We start from the raw sequence: 20,178 nt of genomic DNA on the forward strand, positions 1-20,178 counted from the left end.
CCCACAACGCTAGGAGAAATGATGGCAGTTCATAATTACGACGTGGTGGTGATCGGTACCGGTCCCTCGGGCGAAAGCGCCGCCATCAATGCCGCCAAGCATGGCAAGCGGGTCGCCATTATCGAGAAGCAGCAGGCCGTTGGCGGCAACTGCACGCACTGGGGCACCATCCCGTCGAAGGCTCTTCGCCATCAGGTCAAGCAGATCATGTCCTTCAATACCAACCGCATGTTTCGCGATATTGGCGAGCCGCGGTGGTTCTCGTTTCCCAAGGTCCTGCAGCGCTCCCAGGTCACCATCGACCAACAAGTCGAGATGCGTACGAACTTTTATGCGCGTAACCGCATTGATTTGTTCTTTGGTGTGGCCCGGTTCAAGGATGAGCACACACTGCTGATACGCGATAACCAGGAAGGTACCGAGGAGCTGAATGCCCAGAAAATTGTCATCGCCACCGGCTCGCGTCCTTACCGCCCCGCGGATATCGACTTTCGTCACGAGCGGATTTACTGCTCCGATACCATCCTTGGCTTGTCGCATACCCCACGGACGCTGATCATTTTCGGCGCCGGCGTTATCGGTAGTGAATACGCTTCGATCTTCTCCGGGCTAGGCGTTAAGGTCGATTTGATCGACTCAAGGGAGCGCTTGCTATCCTTCCTTGACGACGAGATAAGTGACGCGCTCTCCTATCATCTGCGTCACCACGGCGCCCTGATACGCCATAACGAAGACTATGACCGCGTCGAGGGTGATGAATCGGGTGTTGTCGTGCATCTGAAATCTGGCAAGAAGCTGCGTGCCGATGCCTTCCTGTGGGCCAATGGCCGCACCGGTAATACCGATCAGCTAGGCCTCGAAAACATCGGCCTGGAAGCCAATGGTCGTGGCCAGTTGCAGGTCGACAATCACTACCGCACCGCGATTCCGCATATCTATGCGGTGGGCGATGTGATTGGCTGGCCGAGTCTTGCCAGTGCCGCCTACGATCAGGGGCGCAATGCCAGTGACGACTTGCTCGACGAGGATTTCCGTTTCGTGGATGACGTGCCGACCGGGATCTATACCATTCCCGAGATCAGCTCGGTGGGCAAGAACGAGCGCGAACTCACGGCCGCTAAGGTCCCTTACGAAGTCGCTCAAGCCTTCTTCAAGGATACCGCCCGCGCCCAAATTACCGGCGACACCGTGGGCATGCTGAAGATCCTCTTCCATCGGGACAGCCTCGAAATCCTCGGTATCCACTGCTTTGGTGACCAGGCTTCTGAGATCGTACACATCGGTCAAGCGATCATGCAGCAGGAAGGGGAGGCCAATAGCCTCAAGTACTTCATTAATACCACCTTCAATTATCCGACCATGGCCGAGGCTTATCGGGTGGCGGCGCAAAACGGCTTGAACCGGCTGTTCTGATCCAATACAAGCAGGTTAAGCGGTAGTTAGTACTACTTAGTAGTAGTTAATGGTCAATAATAGTAGTTGATGGTAGTTAATAACCCCGGCTTCCTAGCCGGGGTTATTGTTTCTGACGGTCGGCGGGAGGGTGGGTCTACTCCACCGGGTTAGCAGCGGACGAAGCGGTTAACACCAAAGGCTTGCCCGCTGATTTATTCCCAGAAGTCCTCACGGTTTTCCCAGAACCTGTCGAGCTCGCGATCCTCCGTCATACCGTACAGTGAGTAACGGCGATCCAGGCGAGCACCGCCATCGCGGGTAAGGGGCTGCCAAGCGAGGGAAACACGATCGCGACTGTAGGAGGTGAAAAATGCATCCAGCGGTAGGCTTATGTAAACGCCCTTGTCAAAGCTCCCCTCGCCGAATTTATCACCGGCATCGGTAAATGTTGCCCAGGCACCCATGCGAGCGCCCGATGCAAACTCCCGTGACAGATCGATGGTGGTGCCAATATCCTTGGCGAGATAGCGGCCAACACTGACCTTGGCCAAGACGTCCTCAAAGTCGGTTTGCACATAGGCACTGAGATGCCCTGTCCAGGTAGAGTAATCCCGCAGACCGAATTGCTGGTCGAATTCTCGTTGGTGCACATAGTTAAGATCGGCACCTAGCGCCCAGTCGCTGTTAAAGGGACGGTACAGCACCTCACTGCCGACCCCGGCATACATCATCTCCAGTAAACCGCCATAGCCCATGGCGAACCAGTTATCGCCTAGGCGCTTGGTCCGGGTGTACTGAAGGTTGGTAATACCAAGGCTGCTTTCGGCCAGATAGTCACCGATGTAGGTCCTAACCCGGGGGAGTTCAGAATCGGCGACGTAATCGTACTTGTCGAAGTTGTCGGCCACGGTCCAGCCCAGCGTGCCCGAGAACCAGCCGTTAGGATCGGTCATGTACTCGCCATTAGCTCTCACCAGTAGCTGATAGAGGTAACCATCCGGCCCGCCCAGGTTCTGGTTATATCCAGGGCCAATATTGTATTCGAATCGTTGTTCCTCGGCGTCGGCCAATACCTCGCCGTGGGCGTCACCTTTGGCTGGCGTGGTGTAGATGCCATAGTAATAGTCAGGCTCGGCTTGAACCGATTCAGCCGCCTCCACGAAGGCTTCGCGTGAGTGCACGTCATCACGCAGGTTGAGGCCGCGGGACTGCCAGCGGTAGCGGAAGGTGGTGACAGTATCGGGGGCGTTGTTATGCAGGATCCGGTTGGCACGGCCTTCCGTTCTAGCCAGAGAGCGGTATTTGGTGGGCTCGCCTTCTACCACCAACGTATCCCCTGACACTAGGATGCGGTTGACCCGGATGCCAGCATTGGTGAGTAGTTGATCGGTAGTAGCGCGCCAGTCGGCCTGGCTTCCCGTCGCGCTGTCCGCAACCTCTGACGTAGATGACTGTTGAGGGCGCGAGGTTGACGGCTCGGCGGGGGCGGTCGCTCGGGAGATGGTAATCGGCTCTGGGTCGCGCTTTACCTGGCTGAGGCCGGCTAAATTGGCGCTCAGAGTGATGCCGGTCATCAGGGTATTCCCCCGCTCCCAACCCGCTTGAAGGGCTACGCTGTCATTGAGGTGGTAGCGCGCGCCGATGTTAAGGGGTGAATCCTGTTGAAGGGGCTCACTAGAGGGCTCATTCGTGTAGTCATTGCCCTCATACTCCAGTTGCAGAACAAGCGGGTCCCAGGGGGTTTGGTATTCGATACCGCCGAATATGGCAGCCGGGCCACGAAATATCTGATTCAAGGCGAATTCGCCACCTTGATCACCGCCGCCCTCTGTTGGCCGGGTCTTGAAGCGATCATCGAGTACGCCTAGCGGTGAGACCATGTCGCCGCGAGTGCCAAGGTAACCCCAGCCGAGGCCTAAGCTAAAATCAAGGTCATACCAGCGCTTGCTGGCAACCAGGTATTCGGCGCCGAACAAGGTGGTGCCGCCCGCATCCCTAACGCCAAGGGCGACTTCGGGCAGATAACGACTTTCTTCCCATAGTCGTAGTTTCGCATCGAGCCCTTTATCCAGATAGGACCTGTCCCCGGCAATCGAGGAGCCATATAGGCGGTTGTCAATCTTGGTGTAGCGAAACGTGAACTCAAACCAGTCGGCTGGTTGCAGGCTAATGCTATATCGACGATAGGGTTCAACGTAATTATAGGACAACGAGAACTCGCCGATGGGCGCCATGCGGGCACTGGGTGTTTGCATCAAGCCAACCCCGCCTGAATCCGTCTGGCCACTACCGAGATGGTGTTGGTGAGTGTCGAGGTCCTTAAGATCAGTGCCTGTATCAATGGCCTCAAACATGCCCGCCCAAGCCGGGGAGGCGATCATGACGCAGCAAGCCAAACTGCATAGCTTTGTTACATGAGGGCTTGTCACACGAGGGCTTGTCACATGAGGTCTTGTCACATAAGGGCTTGTCACACGATGCCTTGTAACATCAGGGAGGCTGAGGGAATTGCGGTATATGCTGTCTGCCTGGGCCAAGTGGTGGTAGATCATGAAGGGTCTGCCGTAGTGGGCGAGTCAGTGGTCAAATAATGGCAGTCGTCCCCCGGCAGTCGAGTAGCGAGCAATTTCGGTAACTGCTCGTTTACCCATCGTGCACTTGGGGAATCATGAGTCATGGGCACGACGATGCGGCTACCCGGTGGCAGTGTCAGGGATTGATCATTAAAGGCTTGGATCCCTACGCGGCGAATGTCACCCATCGGCGATATCCATGCCACGTTATCGCCTATCTCGGCGCGTGATGATCCCTTAGCCAGTCCGACGTGGGCTAGGGTGGCATCCAGTGTAAGTCCCGGCTGGTATGCCACCTCTGTCACTCCTGCAGGATGCCATACCTCAACCCAATCCGGGACGCTGCAAAAACCGGCGTTAGCCAGTGATGAGAGCGTCGGGTTCAAGCGCGGGCGCGCGACCAATGTGGCGAGATCGGCACGCCCCAAGCTTCTGGATTGCTTGGATGTGGCGGCAAAAGCCAGGGCGCGCTCATGCCATTGCATTAGCCCGGGCATGGCGTGAGTTGCATCGAGAGCCATCTCCTGGCCTATGGTCTTCAGCTCCGCGGCCAAGCGCTTCAGTTCCTGGTGCCGTCCGGTGCCATCGTCTTTGTAGCGATAAAAGGTATAGGCCGGTGAAGGTGAGGCCGAGTCAAGCGCTAGCCAGGCATCACGTAGCGTTTGAGGCGCTGGCTGCGCGACTGCCTCAGCGGTAATAAGCACCAGGATGCTGCCTGCTAGCCATGTGCTAACTCGTCTTGGGCGCGAGGCGCTGATGGGGTGTGTCCGCATAGTCGGTCATCGTGTGGTGTCCGCAAGTAGCGGAGTAATTCTAATTCTGTGGCCACCAAGGGCGGGCCACCTGCCAGGCAATGCGTTGCGCGTCTGGCCATGGCTGGATATCGCCGGCCCAGATACGCTTGGTCACCGGGTCGCGCCATAGCGTGTTAACGCTGGTTCCAGCTTGTTGCCAGTCTGCGCGCTGATGACAGGCTTCTAGGGTGCGCGTTATCAGTGGCAACTGAACGGGGGCTGCTGGTTCACAATGGGTACTTATGTGAGCATTGGCGACATGCTGCTGGCCAGCGGCATCGCGCCACTGGACGGATAAGGAGGTAGCGGCTAGCGGGCTATTGGTAGAGGAGGGCGTCGCATAGTCGATACCCAGTAACTCATTATCAAAGCCTGCTGAGGCAAAGGGGGTTCCGTTTCGTAGTTCCAGAGTGGCTCTGTCTTTGGCTTGCCATAGCGTGCGTGACTCATTTTCGCCGCCTTGATACGCCATTACCACAAGCGCCTGATTGCCATCCATCGTGAGCGCAAGGGAAGCATAGGGGACTTGTTGCGCGTAATCGGCCATGGCGGAAGATGACGATCCCCACAGCATCGACAAGGTATTTGTCATGGGCGTTGTACCACCCCCTTGCGTGCAAGCCGTCATGGGAAGGGTGAGCGCTGATATGACGCCATAATGTAATGAGGCCGCCCGTAGGCGGCCTCGAAAGCCTGATGGTTGCGCTGGCATTACCGGGTGCCCGTGGTGCCTGTGGTGCCAGTGGTGCCTGTGCCGCTATCGTTGCCCGCAACTGCCTGGGCTGCTACACCGATTGCTACCGCAGAGGCTGCCGCTACACCGGCAATTGCCGCGCCAGATGCAGCCGCAGCGCCTGCGCCGGCAGCACCGCCCGCTGCAGCGCCGCCCGCACCAGCGCCACCTGCACCAGCTCCGCCTGCACTGGCGCCAGCGCTGCTGCTAGCACCACCACTGGCGCTAGCGCTTCCGCCGCTTTCAGTGGTTTGCGCAAGAGCAACCGGTGACGCCATTAGGCTAGCGATAGCAATCAGCGCAAATGTCTTCTTGATCATGAAGGTACTCCTTACCTTTGGGAACAAAATCAATGGTTCGCCAGCCAGCTTAAATTAGCGACCATTCTAAAAGCTGAGTATGCAAGCGTAAGGCGATTACTGCAATCTTAAGGTTGCTGTTAAATCACTTAGAACCCCGTGTAATTAGCTTTAATGATCCAGATTAATTTTCTCCTTACATATTGATAGGGTGCTATCAATATGCGTCCATAATTTTTTTGTAAGAGAATGACTACATCCCGTGCAATCGAGCAAGACTCTCTGGCTGTACGACCCACTGTTATGTACCATGCCTGCCTGAAAAAAAGGAACCGTTTCATCAGGATAAGCCATTATAGCATCCTGTTGCCGATTGCAAGTGCCAAGCTGCGAGTGTTGGTTTACAACCTCGCCTTCGTACCCTAAGCCTTGCCGAGCGGGCTTCTCAAGGCTCTGCAAGACCAGGGCTGTATGAGTATGGCTGGTACTTGGCCCTGATAAAATGACCAGAATCATCAGCTACTCGCTAACTACAGGCCTCAGGGATGCGCCACTGTAACCTTGGGGCGGTAGCGTGTCTGAAACTCGTTTTGAGATCACCATATGATTGATGCACATCGCCTAGGCTGGTTGCCGGCCACTTTGATCGCCGTTCTGCTTTCCGGCTGCGCCTGGGCGCCAGGCAGCCACATAGACTACCAGGCGGAAAGTGCGCCAATTGACGAGCTTGTTGACGTTCAGCCTATTACGCCCGGGCTGGTAGCGACGTATCGTGATGAGGTGCCGTCTTCCCGGCACGGTAAGCCAGAAGATTTACAACAAGCCATTGATAGTTACATCTATCGGATAGGTCCCGGGGATATTCTGGATATCATCGTTTACGACCACCCCGAATTGACGATTCCTTCAGGTGAGCAGCGTAGTGCAGCCGAGGCGGGGAATCTCGTTCGAAACGATGGGTCTATTTTCTATCCCTATATCGGTCAAGTTCAGGTCGAGGGCAAGACACTGGATGAGATACGGTCGCTTCTTACGCGTCGCCTGGCTGAATATATCGCGGAGCCACAAGTAGACGTCAAAGTCGCTGCCTACCGCTCGAAGCACGTCTATGTCAGTGGTGCGGTAAATAAACAAGGAAAACTGCCCCTTACTACCCAGCCTATGACCATTAGTGATGCGCTGAGTGAGGCAGGAGGTGCTGCCGCAAATGCCAATTGGCACCGGGCATTTTTGACGCGCGATGGCGTCGAAATGCCTATTTCCCTCTATGCCCTGCTTCGTCAAGGGGATCAGCGAGAGAATCGGCTGCTTCGAGATGGCGACGTGCTGCATGTGGCGAGCGCAGAAAATGATGGGGTTGCCGTCATGGGTCAAGTCCTGCAGCCGGGTAACATTGCGCTGGGCAACGAGAGGATGACGCTCACCGATGCCATCTCACGTGTTGGCGGGATTGATGAAACGAGAGCTGAGGCATCCGGAATATTTGTGATTCGTCACAAACCTGAAGGCAGCGAGCAATTGGCCACGGTTTATCAGTTGGACGTGCGCAATGCAGCTGCCTTCAGTCTCGGTCAGCGTTTCACGCTTGAGCCCAAAGATGTGGTGTATGTCACCACTGCGCCTGTCGCGCGCTGGAATCGCGTGATTAGCTTGCTCTTGCCTACGGTTAACCTGCCTGGAACGGTAGCGAATACGTCTAGTGACGTTCGGGATATCTAACCATGTTTGAGCGTATTCTGGTGGTATGTGCCGGCAATATCTGTCGCAGCCCTGTCGCTGAAGCGATGTTGAGGCAGCGTTGCCCGCAAAAGACGGTCTCTTCTGCAGGGCTTGGGGCCCTGGTGGGCCAAGGGGTCGAACCTACGGCGCGGCGTCTTGCAGAAGCGGATGGGGTAGATGTTAGCGCGCATGTTGCTCGCCAGCTCAACCAAGAGTTGCTGCAGCAGAATGATTTAATCCTGGTAATGAGCGATGGCCAACGCAGGGCGGTGGGCGAGCTTTCATCCGCAGCCCTGGGGAAAACCATGTTGCTAGGCCACTGGCTTGAACATGGCACCAAGGATATTCCTGACCCCTACCGCAAGAGTGAAGACGCTTTCCAGCATGTTCATGGTCTGCTCAAGCAGTCCGTCGATACGTGGAGCAGCAAGCTCTAGCGCTACTACCCACTTCGCCGCTCATGACTCACGTCTTCGATATTCGAGCTTAATAGTTTTCTCCACTGCTTCATCCTGGTACCAATATGTCACAAACGCCTGCTACACCACCTGCCGACGATGAAATTGATCTGGGGCGACTGTTCGGTCTGTTGATTGATCATAAGTGGTGGATCATCAGCATTACCGCAGTATTTGCTATCGCAGGGATTGCTTATGCGCTGCTGGTTACGCCTGTCTATCGTGCCGATGCGTTGGTACAGGTAGAGGAAAAGGCAGGGATGAGCAATCCCCTCGAGGACGTGAAGTCCATGCTGGGTGAAGAGCCCTCGACGGATACTGAAGTAGGGATATTGCGCTCGAGGATGGTACTGGGAGATGCCGTTGATCAAGAAAACCTTGCGCTGAAGGTTACGCCTCACCGGTTGCCCATCGTTGGAGACTTTTTGGTGCGCCATGGTATGGAGCGCCCCGGTTTTGCCAGTGCCAGCGTGTGGGCTGGTGAATATATCAATGTCAGCCAGTTCCAGGTGTCTCAGGCGTTTATCGGAGAGCCTTTCGAACTAACGGTGCTCGGCAACGGGCGCTACCGCCTGGCCCTTGAAGATAGGAAACTCGGCGAAGGCGAGGTCGGCCAAGATGAAACGTTTCTGAATGGCTCGCTGAAGATCCGCATTGCCGAACTGGGTGCCGGCCGGGGTGCGACCTTTACCATATCCGAGCAGGCTCGCCTGAGTGTGATCAATGATCTGCGCTCGCGCTTTAATGTGAGTCAGCAGGGCAAAGATAGTGGCCTATTGGATCTTTCGCTGACGGATACCGATCCGCAGCGAGCATCACGAGTTCTGGATGCAATCAGTGACGTCTATCTGACACAGAATATTCAGCGCCAAGCTGCTGAAGCCGAGAAGAGTCTCGACTTTCTTGAGCAGCAGACGCCAGAGGTGCGCGATCAACTGCGTGAAGCAGAAGATAAGCTCAATCAATATCGTACAGAGCGCGATAGCGTTGATCTCTCGCTCGAGACACAATCCATTCTCGATCGCATTGTGGGGCTTGAGAAACAGCTAAATGAGCTGTCGTTCAAAGAATCGGAAATTTCTCGCCGTTTCACTAAGAGCCATCCTTCCTATCAGGCGCTTCTCGAGAAGAAGCAGCAGCTGCAGCAAGAGCGTAACCAGCTGGAAGCTAAAGTAGACGACCTGCCTGAAACGCAGCAGCAAGTGCTGCGCATGAGTCGCGACGTCAAGGTTAACCAGGAAGTCTATGTTCAGATGCTCAACAAAATTCAGGAGATGAAGATTGCTCGAGCCAGTACGGTCGGGAATGTTCGCATACTGGATGATGCCGTGGTGCAGCCCGCACCGGTTGAGCCCAAGAAGCCGTTAATTGTGGTGCTGGCAACGCTGCTAGGCGGAATGCTCTCGGTGGGGGTGGTGCTGGTGCGAGGCCTGCTCAATCGTGGTGTGGAATCACCGGAGCAGATTGAAGATGCGGGCATCCCAGTGTATGCCTCGGTGCCATTGTCTGAGGAGCAGGGCAAGCTCTTGAAGCGTGTCAAACGACAAAATGACAATCACGGTCATCACATTAGTACTGGGATTCTCGCTGACCGGGCACCGGCCGATATGGCAGTCGAATCGATTCGCGGTCTGCGTACCAGCCTGCATTTCGCCATGCTGGAGTCAGGTGACAACCTTATTGCGATCACAGGCCCTAGCCCGGGTATAGGTAAGAGCTTTGTCTCCATTAACCTGGCAGCCGTTTGTGCTCAGGCGGGACAGAAGGTATTGGTCGTGGATGCGGATATGCGCAAAGGGCACGTACACCATGCCTTCGGCGGTAAGAGCGAAGGGGGGCTATCTGAGCTTCTGGCCGGAAAGGCAGGGTTAGAGGACGTAGTAAGGTCGGCCAAAATCGATGGGTTGGATTACCTATCGCGCGGCAGTGCGCCGCCCAACCCCTCAGAGCTATTGATGCAGCAGCGATTCAGTCAATTCCTCGCAGATATTCGCGCGCGATATGACCTGGTGATCATCGATACGCCGCCGATCCTTGCTGTGACAGATGCCGCCGTTATCGGTAAGCAGTGCGGGACTACGCTGATGGTGACGCGTTTCCAAATGAATCCTGTCAAGGAGCTGGAAGTTGCCAAGCGACGTCTTGAGACCTCAGGGGTAGTGGTTAAAGGCGCCATCCTGAACGCCATGGAGCGTAAGGCAGCTGCCAGTTACGGCTATGGATACTACAATTATGCGTATAACTGATTGATATTGCTGTTATCTGTTGTCGATTAGCGACCCAAACAGGTACCTTTTCTCATGATTGTCACATAGAGCATCGTGGACAATGGGCATACAATGCGTATGCTGCAGCAGGTCTGCGTAAGCTAGCGTGGAATACAGGGTTAGGGAAAGCGCCCAGGTAATCCCCGGGCGGTAGCGTGCCTGCTTGCTGCGTGAACAAAAAAGCTAATCAATTGGTAACCGATGCAATGTCCGATCAGCGCTCCTATCATGATGACGAAATTTCCCTGGTCGACCTTGCGGCCATTCTGGTCAGGCGTTGGAAAGCGATGGCCACTATCTTTGCGGTGGTGGTGCTAGCCGCCTTTGCTTATGTGTTGACGATGACGCCTAGCTATAGCTACGTCTCAGTCTATGAAGTCGCCGAACAATCGCCAGGAAGGGAGGGCAACACGGAGCGTGCCCTTGAATCAGCAAACACGGTGATCGCCAAGGCGCGGAGCCTATATGTATCACCCGCGACACGAGAGTTGCTTGAGCAAAACGGGCTTGAATCCTTGCCATTTTCTGTAGAGCTCTCGACACCGGAAGACACGCAGTTGATGAAAATCACCTCGCGGGCATCCGAAGAGACAGCGCCTCTCGTTGAAGATATGCATAGTGCGTTGTTGTCGAGTATCGAGAGCGATCAGAAAACCTTGGTAGACCGTCAGCGGTCGTCGCTGGAGAATCGATTGGAGAGCCTACAAGCATTAGTAGCTACTGCTGAACAATCGACATCGCCCGGTGCCGCAGATCTCCTCGCCAATTACACCGAGCAGATAGCGACGACTAAAGATCGTCTTGATTTGCTAAAAGATGGCCGGGTGGCTCAAACCGCTGTTCAAAGTCTAGAGAAAGTAGGAACAAGCCGTACCTTAATTATGGCCTTGGCTCTAGTTCTTGGCGTGATGCTTTCGGTAATGGGTGTTTTCTTGATGCAGTTTGCAGGTTTGGTCTGCAACAGCCTCAAGGAACAAGAGGCCAAAAGTAACTGATAACCGCCCTTATTACTGGTGGTCAATAAAATCAGTGGGTTAAGGATGTCGCCTCACAGAAATGTGGGGCGTTGTTCTGAACAATGTGACGGGCTCGGCGAAACGCAAAAGTTCACAAAAATGTGATGTGAATCAGCTGGTTGCTCATACTTTTTTATTTTATAATCAGTCATTCAGTATTTTTAATCCCTGGATTAAGCAGCAAGTGCAGCAAGTGCAGCATTGGCGGTATCTAGTTGTATGGTCCCAGTGAAGTGCCCCACCCCCTCCATAGCTGCACAGGTTATAGTGCAGTCATTAGGAGGACAGGGTGAGCGACGACAACTGGTCATACCCAGCAATCGTGGACACTGACCTAAGTGATCATACGGGCCACGAAGGCCTCTGGGTTGATTATCCCAATCGCACTGTGCCGGCGCTGCCGGTTGTAGTCTATCTCTATTTACTCGAACACTTGCCGCCGCATGGCATTCCGGATTTCGAAACGCTCACCATGGATTGCCTCAATCTTCAGGCTATAGAAGAAACTCACGGTATACGCGTTGATGCTCCTATATATGTCAAGTCGTGTATTCTGCTAACTTGGGGCCATGTTGGAGGAGCCGGTAAACCCCACGCTTGATGTGGAGTTTGAGGCACCTGACGATATCCCGTTTTGTTTTACCTTCTGCTGTTCTTCGCGCAACATATGGCCTGGTAGGTTCATGGTGTCGCATACTCACAATCGCTACGCGATACATGGCAGCATTGAGCTGCCTGTGGTCGCCTCTGTTAATTCTAGACCGTCCCGACTTATGCCTGAGGAGGCGGGGATGGGACTGAAGCCTGCCAGCTTCGCCAATGCCGCTCCAAACTTGATTCGTTCGGGATAGCCCCCCCACAACAATCAATATCTTTGCTGCAATGTGAGTACTGATTCCGTAGGCTTCCACGAGCTGAGGCACAGCTTTTTTGCACAAGATTGTGAATCATCCTGTCTAGAGATCTAGCTTCCCCATCCAGCAAGAGCCAGCTCAAAGCATATGCCTGATGCTGCCTGTCGTATCCCTCAAGGAGCCGGTTCTTAGCCAAGCGAGCATGCTGACGGGAGTTTTTCCCTCATCACTGGCTCGCAGATCATCCGGCGCGTTGATCAGCACAGAGAAAACGTATGAAAACTGCTCTACGACGGGATTCGTAGCGCTTTACCAGTAGGTGCTAATGCGGTCATCTAACGCGTTTTGCTCATGGATGACTCATGTTAAAACCATCTCTTAGGCACAATTTATCGATTGTTCCCGACTTCCGCCAGGCTTGGAAAGTGCAGCATCAGCTGTTGGATATCCTGTTTATGGACGCCTGTGCGGTGATTTGTGGTGCCGAAGGCTGGATTTTCTTAGCTAGTACGGCGATTTTGGTGCCGGTGTGCTCAGCCATGACAACCTTGGCGTGTGTGATGGCTTTGTTGAGTGCCGAGTAGTTGCAGACTGAGTGGATGAAGGCTTGCACCGATGGCGTAGTGGTAGCCAGTGTTGGCAAGACTGGATGACAACTATCCGACAGACATTTTCGCAGTGTAAATTTTTTCATGCGTTTCGCCTAGGTGGTGCACTGGCCGCTCAGCTCAGCTCAGCTCAGCTCAGCACAGACAGAGCCCTTGCGCGAGGTCGACTTGGTCGTTTAGGGGAGCGGTCATCTTGGATCGTGTTCTGCTAGGAGCATTCTGATTCTACAAGAGGAAACCACTCGCTACCTTCTTTTTCAGGCCACCCTCATGAATAAGCTGGGCTGATGGCGAAATATCAAAAAGGCCCATCATCTATACAATGACACTGTTGTACTCAGAGCCTGCATCCGCCGGCACATGGAAAGTAAAAAATCATCATGAATATATTGGTATTTTGCCGGAAAAACTTAATTTTATATAGAGATATCATTAACCTAGCAGCCAAAACATTGGTAACTAAAGCTATAGGGGCATCTGGTACTTTGCTTTTGGGTTTAGTCTTGGCGAGGTTGTATGGCGCTGAAGGTGTCGGAACTTTTATGCTAGGTTTATCTTTGATTATCGGGGTTGGAGTGCTGCTAAGATTTGGTATCAACGATGGTATTCTAAAGTTTGGAGGCGTTGCATTTTATAACCACGATGGCTCTATGATAAAAGCTATTCTGGCCACTACCTTTTTTAATGTTTTTTTTATTGGGTTTTTGGCTTGCTTGGTGTTGTTAAGTTTTAGGGTTGAGTTATCTCTTCTTGTAATGGATGGTGGCGAGTTGGTCGATATTTTTCCGCCATTGTTGTTTTGTTTACCTTTTTACACCTACCTTTTTGTGCTGGGTAGTCTTTACAGAGCTATAAACGAATCACCAATCGCCCCGGTTTTTGAGACTGGGTTTTCGTCACTTTTCTCGGCATTGAATATATTCATATATGAGAGTGTATTTCCAGGTTCTACCTTGCTAGAAGCTACTTGGATTTTTGCGTTATCAACTTTCATCTTGTTTCTGTTAGGTGTTTTCACTTTCCTTAAGAAGATATCTATTTTAAATAGTTTGGTGAGTTGTGAGGGTGATGCGCTATCAAGTAGGTTTAGGGAGTTTTTAAGACACCTTCCTGATTACTTTTTGATCAGTCTTGCAAATTATTGTTCTCAGTGGGGCATTGTTTTGTTAGGTGGTTTTTTTTTAACCGCGAGTTCAATAGGTGTTTTTAGTACCGTCAATAGAGTGGCCTTCCTTATAAATTTCATTTTGATGATATTTAATGGTGTGTTGGGTCCCCGGTTTGCTGTATTGTGCAGCGCTCGAAAATATGGAGCTGCATCTGATCTTTACGTTTTTTCCAGTTTAGTTATGTTTTTCATCGCGCTACTCCCCGCTGCTGTTTTGATTATTTTTGGTAAAGATATTCTAGTGTTTTTTGGTGAAGAGTTTGTTGAGGGGTATTATATCTTGGTTGCGTTAGTGATTTCTCAGTTAGTGAACGTAGGTACTGGTGCAGTAGGGAGTCTGCTGAATATGTCTGGCCGCCAAAAGGTGATGAGGAATTTGTCTCTATTCACATCATTTTCAAGTATAGCTATTGCAGTGGTATTATTCCAGTTGTTAGGGATCTGGGGGTTGGCTTTTACAACTATTTATTTGCTGGTGGTTCAGAATTTAGCCGCTTTGTTTTTCGCAAATAAAGTGTTTGGGTTTTGTCATAAACACCAAGTATCTCGTAATGTTAGTAGCTGATTTATGAAAAACACATCTTTACGCCTCTCTAAGCCTCAAGAGAAATTGTTGTTTTTTGTTGCCGGACTTTGGGTTGTAGTGCAGGCAGTTGTAATAAGTGACTTGACGGTATCTTTGTTATCATTGGCCTTTATTGTGATCTCAGGGGTGCTTTTATTTAATTCCAGAAGCCTTCTGGATCCCAGGGTTTTATTTACTTCTTTTTTTGCACTTTATTCTACTTGGTATCCTCTTAGAGTTATTTTTTCACCGAGCTTGATCCTCCCTGTTGATCATGGGGATTTGGCTGTGTCCGTCAATCATTCACTCGTTGGGGTTTTTTCTTACCTGGTTGTGTGTAATTTACTTATAAGTAAAGGGGACGAGTTTTTTTCTTGCGCTAGTTATGAGTCAAGGAGAAAGAGTTTTTTGAGTGAGAATATCATTGCATTAATATTTGGTTCGATAGTTCTCATTATGATCACGCTGCTATATAGCTCGGGGGCTAGCTCAAAGCAAGAGTTGGTGAGTGAGGCAAAAGGTATAAATAGCTATACGGTTTTTGCCTTCTTGATAGTTATTAATTATTTTATTTTCAGAGTGGTGAGGAGTGAAAATTTTTTCAGGGGTGATCTGCCAGTTTTTCTTATATTTCTAGTTTCTTTCTTTTATATGATTCTTGCTGGAGAGAGGGACATAGTTTTCCGTGTTATTTTAATTGTCTTGGTTATTCAAACTGATAAAAGAAGGAATGCCAGTTTTTGGTTTGTTTTTTTATTATGTGTTGCTGCAGCGTTTATTGCACCCCTTAGCCAAGTCTTTAAAGCAGTTTTGATATCGGGTGGTTTTGATATCGCTGTGATATATAATGGGTTGGGGTTTTTGTTTAATAATGAGTTTATTTCTGCATCGAGGAATGTCTATTCAGTAATATACTTCGGTGTGGAGCATAGTTTTGGATATCTTTACACAGATGTACTAAGAGCTTTCATTCCTAGTATATTTTTTGATAGTTCTCTTATGAGTACTGGGAAATGGTTTGATGACGTCTACCGACCTGAAAATGGTTTCTCGGGCACTTCAGGCTGGGGATTTGGGTATGTGGCGCAAGGCTATTTGCTGGGTAGTTACTTCGGGGTGATAGTGGTTTTGTCTATTGTGGCTACTGTAAATTCTTGGCTTTTCATCTTAAGGGGAAAGTCTATTTATTGGTTTGTTTTTTATGTGTTAGCACTATTAACCTCTATATATTGTATAAGAGCTGATGTGGCAAATTTGTTCTCTCAAACTTTCAAGGTCGGTGGTTTGTCAGTTATTATGTTTTATCTCTTTCATGTGCTTTTGAATAAAAGGAACTGTTCATGAAGGCTGTTTTTGTACATGATCATGTGTTTTTTAAGTCTATTGATGGTGAGATATATTCGGCATCTGCATTTCCATCAAGTGCTTGGCAACGCTATATAGATCATTTTGATAAAATTTGCGTAATTGGAAGATATGGAGGTGTCAGGGAAGATGCTGAAAGCAATCTTGTCAGATCGGGACGAGATGAAGTAGAGTTTAATTTTGTTAGTGATACTTCTGCGGCTAAAAGGGTGTTGAAACGAAGAAAAGTTTTTGAAGAAATTCGTAGGCATGTTTCGTGCGCGGATTCAGTGATAGTAAGGTTGCCTAGCGAGAATGGGTTGATGGCACTAAAAGTCGCAGAAGAAAATAAAATTCCTTACGCTATAGAAGTTGTTGGTTGTGTTTGGGATGCACTTTGGAACTATGGAAGCATTCTCGCAAAGCTATATGCACCTATCGCCTATTTTAGAATGAGGGCTGCAGTAAGGTCTAGCCCCCAAAATCTGTATGTTACAAATTGGTTTTTACAAAAACGCTATCCTTCTGCACGGCATGCTAACGCTGTCGCAATTTCAAATGTTTCTATAAACCCTTCTAAGGATGCTGGGTTTATTACCCAGCGTCCTAAGACATATGAAAGTGAGATTGTTACCATAGGCTTGATAGGAAATTTTAAAAGTAATTATAAAGGAATAGACACTGCTGTTTGCGCTGTCTCTTTACTTTTAAAAGAAGGTGTGGGATGCGAATTGAAAATACTGGGTAGTGGTGATGCTGAAAGCTATAAAGTTCTATCAGAAAAGATGGGGGTTGTATCGCAAGTAGAGTTTAGCGGTTCCTTGCCTAATGGTGAGCCAGTTTTAAAGTGGATTTCTAGTTTGGATGTATATATACAACCAAGCAGGCAGGAAGGTCTCCCGAGAGCTCTATTAGAAGCAATGTCTTGTGGTAAATTATGTGGTGGATCTACTGCGGGTGGTATACCAGAGTTGCTCCCTAAGGAGTATTTACATAAGCCAGGCGATCACATTGGCTTGAAGAACGTCATACTAAATCTCATTAACTTAGAGTCCCCGGTTAATGCTATGTTGGAAAATTACAATACTTCTTTAGAGTATGCAGCTGATTCTTTGGATAAGAAAAGATATGATTTTTATAGCCAACTTCGTGGTAGGGTTTGTTAATGAAGTCTTATGTGGAGGATCAGTTGAGGTATGTATTACCTGTGTGGTTTCTAATGTTGATAACTGGGTTTCTACCAGATAATCGATATTCTATACGTGTTAGAGGTTGGTTGATTTCCTTTTTTATTCCTGGGCGTCCTAAAGGTTTAACTTTGGGACGAGATGTTACGCTCCTTGGGATCAAAAACTTGTCAGTTGGTGATAATGTTTACCTGGCAAAAGGAGTCTGGGTGAATGCTTTAGGTGGTGTGGAAATTGCTAGTGAAGTCATGGTGGCTCCTTATGCAGTCATAGTCTCTACTAAGCATACATTTAAAGATGGCTCCGTCTATAGAGGGAAAAGTACTTTTTCCGAAGTATCAATTGGTAGTGGAAGTTGGATTGCAGCTGGAGCAACTATCTCATCTGGCGTGAGTGTTGGTAGTGGATGTATTGTTGCCGCTAATAGTTTGATTACTCGCGATTGTGACGATAATATGATTTATATGGGTGTTCCTGCTAAGTTGGTTTGTAAGGTGAATCGTTGTGACAGATAGGAAAATAAAGATTTGTGTTGTTATTACTAACCCGATGAATCTTCAGTCTTTATATAGAGAGCAGTTTTCTTATCTGACAGCTAATGGATTTGAAGTAACGGCTGTGTCCTCTCCAGGTAAAGAGCATGAGATGATAAAGTCTCAAGGTGTTAGCCCTGTTGCCATTAATATTGAAAGAAATCCTAGTCCGCTTAAGGATTTGCTTTCTGTTTTTAGGCTGTGGCTGTTTTTTGTTAGTAATAGATTTGATGTTATTAGTGTTTCAACTCCCAAGGCTTCATTGTTAGGGGTTATAGCTGCAAGATTATCTGGCCAAAAGAATGTTGTCTACATGATAAGAGGTAGAGCATATGAGAATTTGTCTGGAGTTAAGCGAAAGTGTTACGAGTTGTTGGATGGTTTGATTTGCTCACTTTCAAGAAAAGTTCACTCTATATCTTTTGAGTTGGCGAATGAGTATGTTGAATCCGGTCTTTGTAGCGAAGAAAAAATGGTGGTTTTGGGGCAGGGTTCGAGTAATGGCGTTGATCTGAAAAGATTTTCAATGAGCAGATACTCTGGCGAGGATGTTAGGGAAATAAAAAGCATTGTGGGTCTTGAAGAAGGCTTTGTTTTCTTGTATTCAGGTAGATTAAGGCGTGATAAAGGTGTTAATGAGCTTGTGTCCGCTTTTTTGAGTTTGCAAAAAAAAGTTTCTAGTAATGTCTATTTGTTGTTGGTTGGAGAATACGAGAGTTTTGATCTTTTAGAGGATGAAACCTTGATTGCTATTGAGGAGTGTTCTTCAATAGTACGCCTTTCATGGTCAAACTATGTGGAGGATTACTTTGCTATAGCAGATGTTTTTGTTTTCCCCAGTTACCGCGAGGGTTTTGGAAATGTGGCTATTGAAGCTAGTGCTATGAATATTCCGGTAATTGCTTATGACGTTGTCGGCTGTCGAGAGTCAGTAAAAAATGATGTGACTGGTATTTTATGCAATCCTTATTCGGTAGATGAATTGCACGATGCCATGTTGCGGCTGTATGAAGATAGGGAGCTGAGAAACAGGCTCGGCGATTCTGGAAGGGAAAGGGTGCTTGAAAGTTTTTCTAGTGAGGTTGTATGGGATAACTTAATAGAATTTTACACCAAAAATTCTAAGTAGGTCTTGATTGAACGGCTTGGCCGCAGATTCTGGGTGCAAAACCTGACCTTTTAGGTTAGGTGTTGTATCCATGTTATATTTTGATCATGGTGACGTCTGATAAGTGTCTGCGCTCCGCTATCCGGCGTTAAAAATCAGCTAAGAATACTCATTTACGGCCTGTAAACTCCCCACCTCTGCCAAGCTAGTTGGATCCTCAACGGCTGTTAGACTCTGAACCATATGGGCGAAATGAGATTCCGATGAAGTGCTTCGATGAGCGCCAGGAAGCCATCTTCAAGGAGTTGCTCCCGCCGCACAACCGCACGGTGGCGGAAGTCTCCTTGGAAGAAGGCGTCTCCGCGGCGATGCTTTACAACTGGCGCAAGAAGGCTCGGCAAGCGGGCCGTTTGCTACCTGACCAGAGCGATGATCCCGAGGGCTGGGGCTCGCAGTACAAGTTTCACGCCGTTCTGGGTGCGGCGGCCCTGAGCGAGGACAAGTGCGCCGAGGACTGCCGGCAGCGTGGCCTTTATCCCGAGCGGATCCAGCACTGACGGGCGAGCTGCGAAGGCGCCAACGACCGGAGTGATACCGCCTCCAAGTAGCAGTGTGAAGCCCTCAAGGCGTAGCGCTATGAGAGCAAGGAGGTCAAGCGTGAGCTCCGTCGCAAAGAGGCCGCACTCGTGTAAACCGCTGCACTGTTGGCGTTGAGAAAAAAGGGCTCGAGCGATCTAGCGATCTGGGGGAGGAGGACGAATGATCAGCATGTTAGATCGCCAGGACGCCGTTCAGCTGAGCGATGAAGCGCGTGCCGATGGAGCCTGTCTACAGGCCGCATGTGCAGAGCTTGGCATCGGCACCAACACCTACCGTTGTTGAGGTTGGGGCGCTCAGGATTGCCGGCCTCAGGCCGTGCAGGGAAAAGCATGAAAAACTGCTTTACGACGGCTTCTTGGCGATTTACTAGTAGGAGCTAATGTGGTCATATAACAGCTTTTGCTCATGGATTATCCGATGCTGACATCCTCTCTTATGCACCACTTATCGATCGTTCACGACTTCCGCTAGGCTTGGAAAGTGCAGCAAATGCTGTTCTATCTGATATGCTGTTTTTAACCGTCTGCGCGGTGATATGTGGCTCGGAAAGATGGGATGAGATTGAGGATTTTGGCCACGTGAAGCTGGACTTTTTTTGCCAGTACGGCGATTTTAAGGTCGGCACGCCCAGCCATAACACCTTGACCAGGGGCGATGCGTATTAGCTCCAAAGTGCCTTTGCCAAGTAGATGAAGACCTGCCATGACGTAACAGAAGGCACGGTGGTGCCCATCGATGTCAAGACGTTGAGTGGATCGTACTTTGGGGCGAGGGGGCGATCCATATGGTCAGTGCCTTCAGTGCAGCGAATGGGGTGGTGCTGGGTCAGGTCAAGACAGTGGATAAATCCAACGAGATTACTGCGATTCCCGATCTGCTAAGCTTCTCAATCTAAAATGCTGCCTGTTAAAGAGCGATGCGATGGGTTGCCAGAAGAAGATTGCCGAAGCCGCCTGA

At 50.1% G+C, this 20,178-nt stretch carries 18 protein-coding genes and 2 pseudogenes; 15 read left to right on the forward strand and 5 right to left on the reverse strand.

The window, feature by feature from the left end; genetic code table 11:
• The first annotated feature begins 21 nt into the window (after nucleotides 1–21).
• A complete protein-coding gene (sthA, locus tag ETC27_RS07655; protein WP_136254413.1) occupies nucleotides 22–1,413 on the forward strand; it encodes a Si-specific NAD(P)(+) transhydrogenase in 1,392 nt (463 codons plus the stop codon).
• A gap of 194 nt (nucleotides 1,414–1,607) precedes the next feature.
• Here sthA and ETC27_RS07660 read toward each other — a convergent pair whose 3' ends face one another.
• The 4 genes from ETC27_RS07660 to ETC27_RS17410 form a co-directional block, all read right to left on the reverse strand.
• Complete coding sequence (locus ETC27_RS07660; protein ID WP_136254414.1) at nucleotides 1,608–3,776, reverse strand: YjbH domain-containing protein; 2,169 nt, start codon at nucleotides 3,774–3,776, stop codon at nucleotides 1,608–1,610.
• Between the two features lie 167 nt (nucleotides 3,777–3,943).
• Nucleotides 3,944–4,741: a hypothetical protein gene (locus ETC27_RS07665; protein WP_136254415.1), complete on the reverse strand. Its 798-nt coding sequence runs from the start codon at nucleotides 4,739–4,741 to the stop codon at nucleotides 3,944–3,946.
• A gap of 40 nt (nucleotides 4,742–4,781) precedes the next feature.
• The gene (locus tag ETC27_RS07670) at nucleotides 4,782–5,354 is read right to left on the reverse strand and encodes a YjbF family lipoprotein (RefSeq protein WP_168709037.1); all 573 of its coding nucleotides are present in this window, start codon (nucleotides 5,352–5,354) and stop codon (nucleotides 4,782–4,784) included.
• A gap of 223 nt (nucleotides 5,355–5,577) precedes the next feature.
• A complete protein-coding gene (locus tag ETC27_RS17410) occupies nucleotides 5,578–5,754 on the reverse strand; it encodes a hypothetical protein (protein ID WP_205742704.1) in 177 nt (58 codons plus the stop codon).
• A gap of 643 nt (nucleotides 5,755–6,397) precedes the next feature.
• On the opposite strand from ETC27_RS17410, the gene ETC27_RS07680 reads away from it, so the two are divergent.
• From ETC27_RS07680 to ETC27_RS07695, 4 genes are all read left to right on the forward strand, one after another.
• Nucleotides 6,398–7,513 carry a polysaccharide export protein gene (locus ETC27_RS07680; RefSeq protein WP_136254417.1) on the forward strand — a complete coding sequence of 372 codons (1,116 nt, stop codon included), beginning with the start codon at nucleotides 6,398–6,400 and terminating at the stop codon, nucleotides 7,511–7,513.
• Nucleotides 7,514–7,515: 2 nt separating this feature from the next.
• Nucleotides 7,516–7,950, forward strand: coding sequence for a low molecular weight protein-tyrosine-phosphatase (locus ETC27_RS07685; protein WP_136254418.1), 435 nt, complete (start codon nucleotides 7,516–7,518; stop codon nucleotides 7,948–7,950).
• Nucleotides 7,951–8,036: 86 nt separating this feature from the next.
• Nucleotides 8,037–10,217: a polysaccharide biosynthesis tyrosine autokinase gene (locus ETC27_RS07690; protein ID WP_136254419.1), complete on the forward strand. Its 2,181-nt coding sequence runs from the start codon at nucleotides 8,037–8,039 to the stop codon at nucleotides 10,215–10,217.
• 227 nt (nucleotides 10,218–10,444) lie between these two features.
• On the forward strand, nucleotides 10,445–11,233 hold the full coding sequence (locus ETC27_RS07695) for a Wzz/FepE/Etk N-terminal domain-containing protein (RefSeq protein ID WP_136254420.1): 789 nt from the start codon (nucleotides 10,445–10,447) through the stop codon (nucleotides 11,231–11,233).
• Nucleotides 11,234–11,588: 355 nt separating this feature from the next.
• Here the strand turns inward: ETC27_RS07695 and ETC27_RS17550 are convergent.
• Nucleotides 11,589–11,777, reverse strand: a pseudogene (locus ETC27_RS17550) (IS3 family transposase); the annotation flags it as partial.
• Nucleotides 11,778–12,470: 693 nt separating this feature from the next.
• Here ETC27_RS17550 and ETC27_RS07705 point away from each other — a divergent pair.
• The 10 genes and pseudogenes from ETC27_RS07705 to ETC27_RS17555 all read left to right on the forward strand — a co-directional run.
• On the forward strand, nucleotides 12,471–12,692 hold the full coding sequence (locus ETC27_RS07705) for a transposase family protein (RefSeq protein ID WP_136254422.1): 222 nt from the start codon (nucleotides 12,471–12,473) through the stop codon (nucleotides 12,690–12,692).
• 404 nt (nucleotides 12,693–13,096) lie between these two features.
• Nucleotides 13,097–14,449 (forward strand): MATE family efflux transporter, encoded by a 1,353-nt coding sequence (locus ETC27_RS07710; RefSeq protein WP_136254423.1) that lies wholly within the window; start codon nucleotides 13,097–13,099, stop codon nucleotides 14,447–14,449.
• Between the two features lie 3 nt (nucleotides 14,450–14,452).
• Nucleotides 14,453–15,793, forward strand: a complete 1,341-nt coding sequence (locus ETC27_RS07715) for an O-antigen polymerase (protein WP_136254424.1) — start codon at nucleotides 14,453–14,455, stop codon at nucleotides 15,791–15,793.
• Entirely contained in the window at nucleotides 15,790–16,959 is a 1,170-nt protein-coding gene (locus ETC27_RS07720; RefSeq protein ID WP_136254425.1) for a glycosyltransferase, read from the forward strand. The genes ETC27_RS07715 and ETC27_RS07720 overlap by 4 nt, the downstream gene beginning before the upstream one ends.
• Nucleotides 16,960–16,970: 11 nt before the next feature.
• On the forward strand, nucleotides 16,971–17,495 hold the full coding sequence (locus tag ETC27_RS07725; protein ID WP_205742705.1) for an acyltransferase: 525 nt from the start codon (nucleotides 16,971–16,973) through the stop codon (nucleotides 17,493–17,495).
• On the forward strand, nucleotides 17,485–18,642 hold the full coding sequence (locus tag ETC27_RS07730; RefSeq protein WP_136254427.1) for a glycosyltransferase family 4 protein: 1,158 nt from the start codon (nucleotides 17,485–17,487) through the stop codon (nucleotides 18,640–18,642). The genes ETC27_RS07725 and ETC27_RS07730 overlap by 11 nt, the downstream gene beginning before the upstream one ends.
• 242 nt (nucleotides 18,643–18,884) lie before the next feature.
• Nucleotides 18,885–19,178, forward strand: a complete 294-nt coding sequence (locus ETC27_RS07735) for a transposase (RefSeq protein WP_136254428.1) — start codon at nucleotides 18,885–18,887, stop codon at nucleotides 19,176–19,178.
• A gap of 202 nt (nucleotides 19,179–19,380) precedes the next feature.
• Nucleotides 19,381–19,503, forward strand: a complete 123-nt coding sequence (locus ETC27_RS17675) for a hypothetical protein (RefSeq protein WP_276605690.1) — start codon at nucleotides 19,381–19,383, stop codon at nucleotides 19,501–19,503.
• A gap of 224 nt (nucleotides 19,504–19,727) precedes the next feature.
• Nucleotides 19,728–19,886, forward strand: coding sequence for a transposase family protein (locus ETC27_RS17760; RefSeq protein WP_369333501.1), 159 nt, complete (start codon nucleotides 19,728–19,730; stop codon nucleotides 19,884–19,886).
• A 60-nt stretch (nucleotides 19,887–19,946) separates the two neighbouring features.
• Nucleotides 19,947–20,169: pseudogene (locus ETC27_RS17555) on the forward strand (ISAs1 family transposase); the annotation flags it as partial.
• Between the last annotated feature and the right edge of the window lie 9 nt (nucleotides 20,170–20,178).

Source organism: Onishia niordana (genome assembly GCF_004798965.1).
GTDB lineage: Bacteria > Pseudomonadota > Gammaproteobacteria > Pseudomonadales > Halomonadaceae > Onishia > Onishia niordana.

Bases quoted from the DNA above. Each gene is read 5' to 3' on its own strand.
- sthA (WP_136254413.1), top strand. From the start codon at position 22: ATGGCAGTTCATAATTACGACGTGGTGGTGATCGGTACCGGTCCCTCG.
- ETC27_RS07660 (WP_136254414.1), bottom strand. From the start codon at position 3,776: ATGATCGCCTCCCCGGCTTGGGCGGGCATGTTTGAGGCCATTGATACA.
- ETC27_RS07665 (WP_136254415.1), bottom strand. From the start codon at position 4,741: ATGCGGACACACCCCATCAGCGCCTCGCGCCCAAGACGAGTTAGCACA.
- ETC27_RS07670 (WP_168709037.1), bottom strand. From the start codon at position 5,354: ATGACAAATACCTTGTCGATGCTGTGGGGATCGTCATCTTCCGCCATG.
- ETC27_RS07680 (WP_136254417.1), top strand. From the start codon at position 6,398: ATGATTGATGCACATCGCCTAGGCTGGTTGCCGGCCACTTTGATCGCC.
- ETC27_RS07685 (WP_136254418.1), top strand. From the start codon at position 7,516: ATGTTTGAGCGTATTCTGGTGGTATGTGCCGGCAATATCTGTCGCAGC.
- ETC27_RS07690 (WP_136254419.1), top strand. From the start codon at position 8,037: ATGTCACAAACGCCTGCTACACCACCTGCCGACGATGAAATTGATCTG.
- ETC27_RS07695 (WP_136254420.1), top strand. From the start codon at position 10,445: ATGTCCGATCAGCGCTCCTATCATGATGACGAAATTTCCCTGGTCGAC.
- ETC27_RS07705 (WP_136254422.1), top strand. From the start codon at position 12,471: ATGTTAAAACCATCTCTTAGGCACAATTTATCGATTGTTCCCGACTTC.
- ETC27_RS07710 (WP_136254423.1), top strand. From the start codon at position 13,097: ATGAATATATTGGTATTTTGCCGGAAAAACTTAATTTTATATAGAGAT.
- ETC27_RS07715 (WP_136254424.1), top strand. From the start codon at position 14,453: ATGAAAAACACATCTTTACGCCTCTCTAAGCCTCAAGAGAAATTGTTG.
- ETC27_RS07720 (WP_136254425.1), top strand. From the start codon at position 15,790: ATGAAGGCTGTTTTTGTACATGATCATGTGTTTTTTAAGTCTATTGAT.
- ETC27_RS07735 (WP_136254428.1), top strand. From the start codon at position 18,885: ATGAAGTGCTTCGATGAGCGCCAGGAAGCCATCTTCAAGGAGTTGCTC.
- ETC27_RS17675 (WP_276605690.1), top strand. From the start codon at position 19,381: ATGATCAGCATGTTAGATCGCCAGGACGCCGTTCAGCTGAGCGATGAA.
- ETC27_RS17760 (WP_369333501.1), top strand. From the start codon at position 19,728: ATGCTGTTTTTAACCGTCTGCGCGGTGATATGTGGCTCGGAAAGATGG.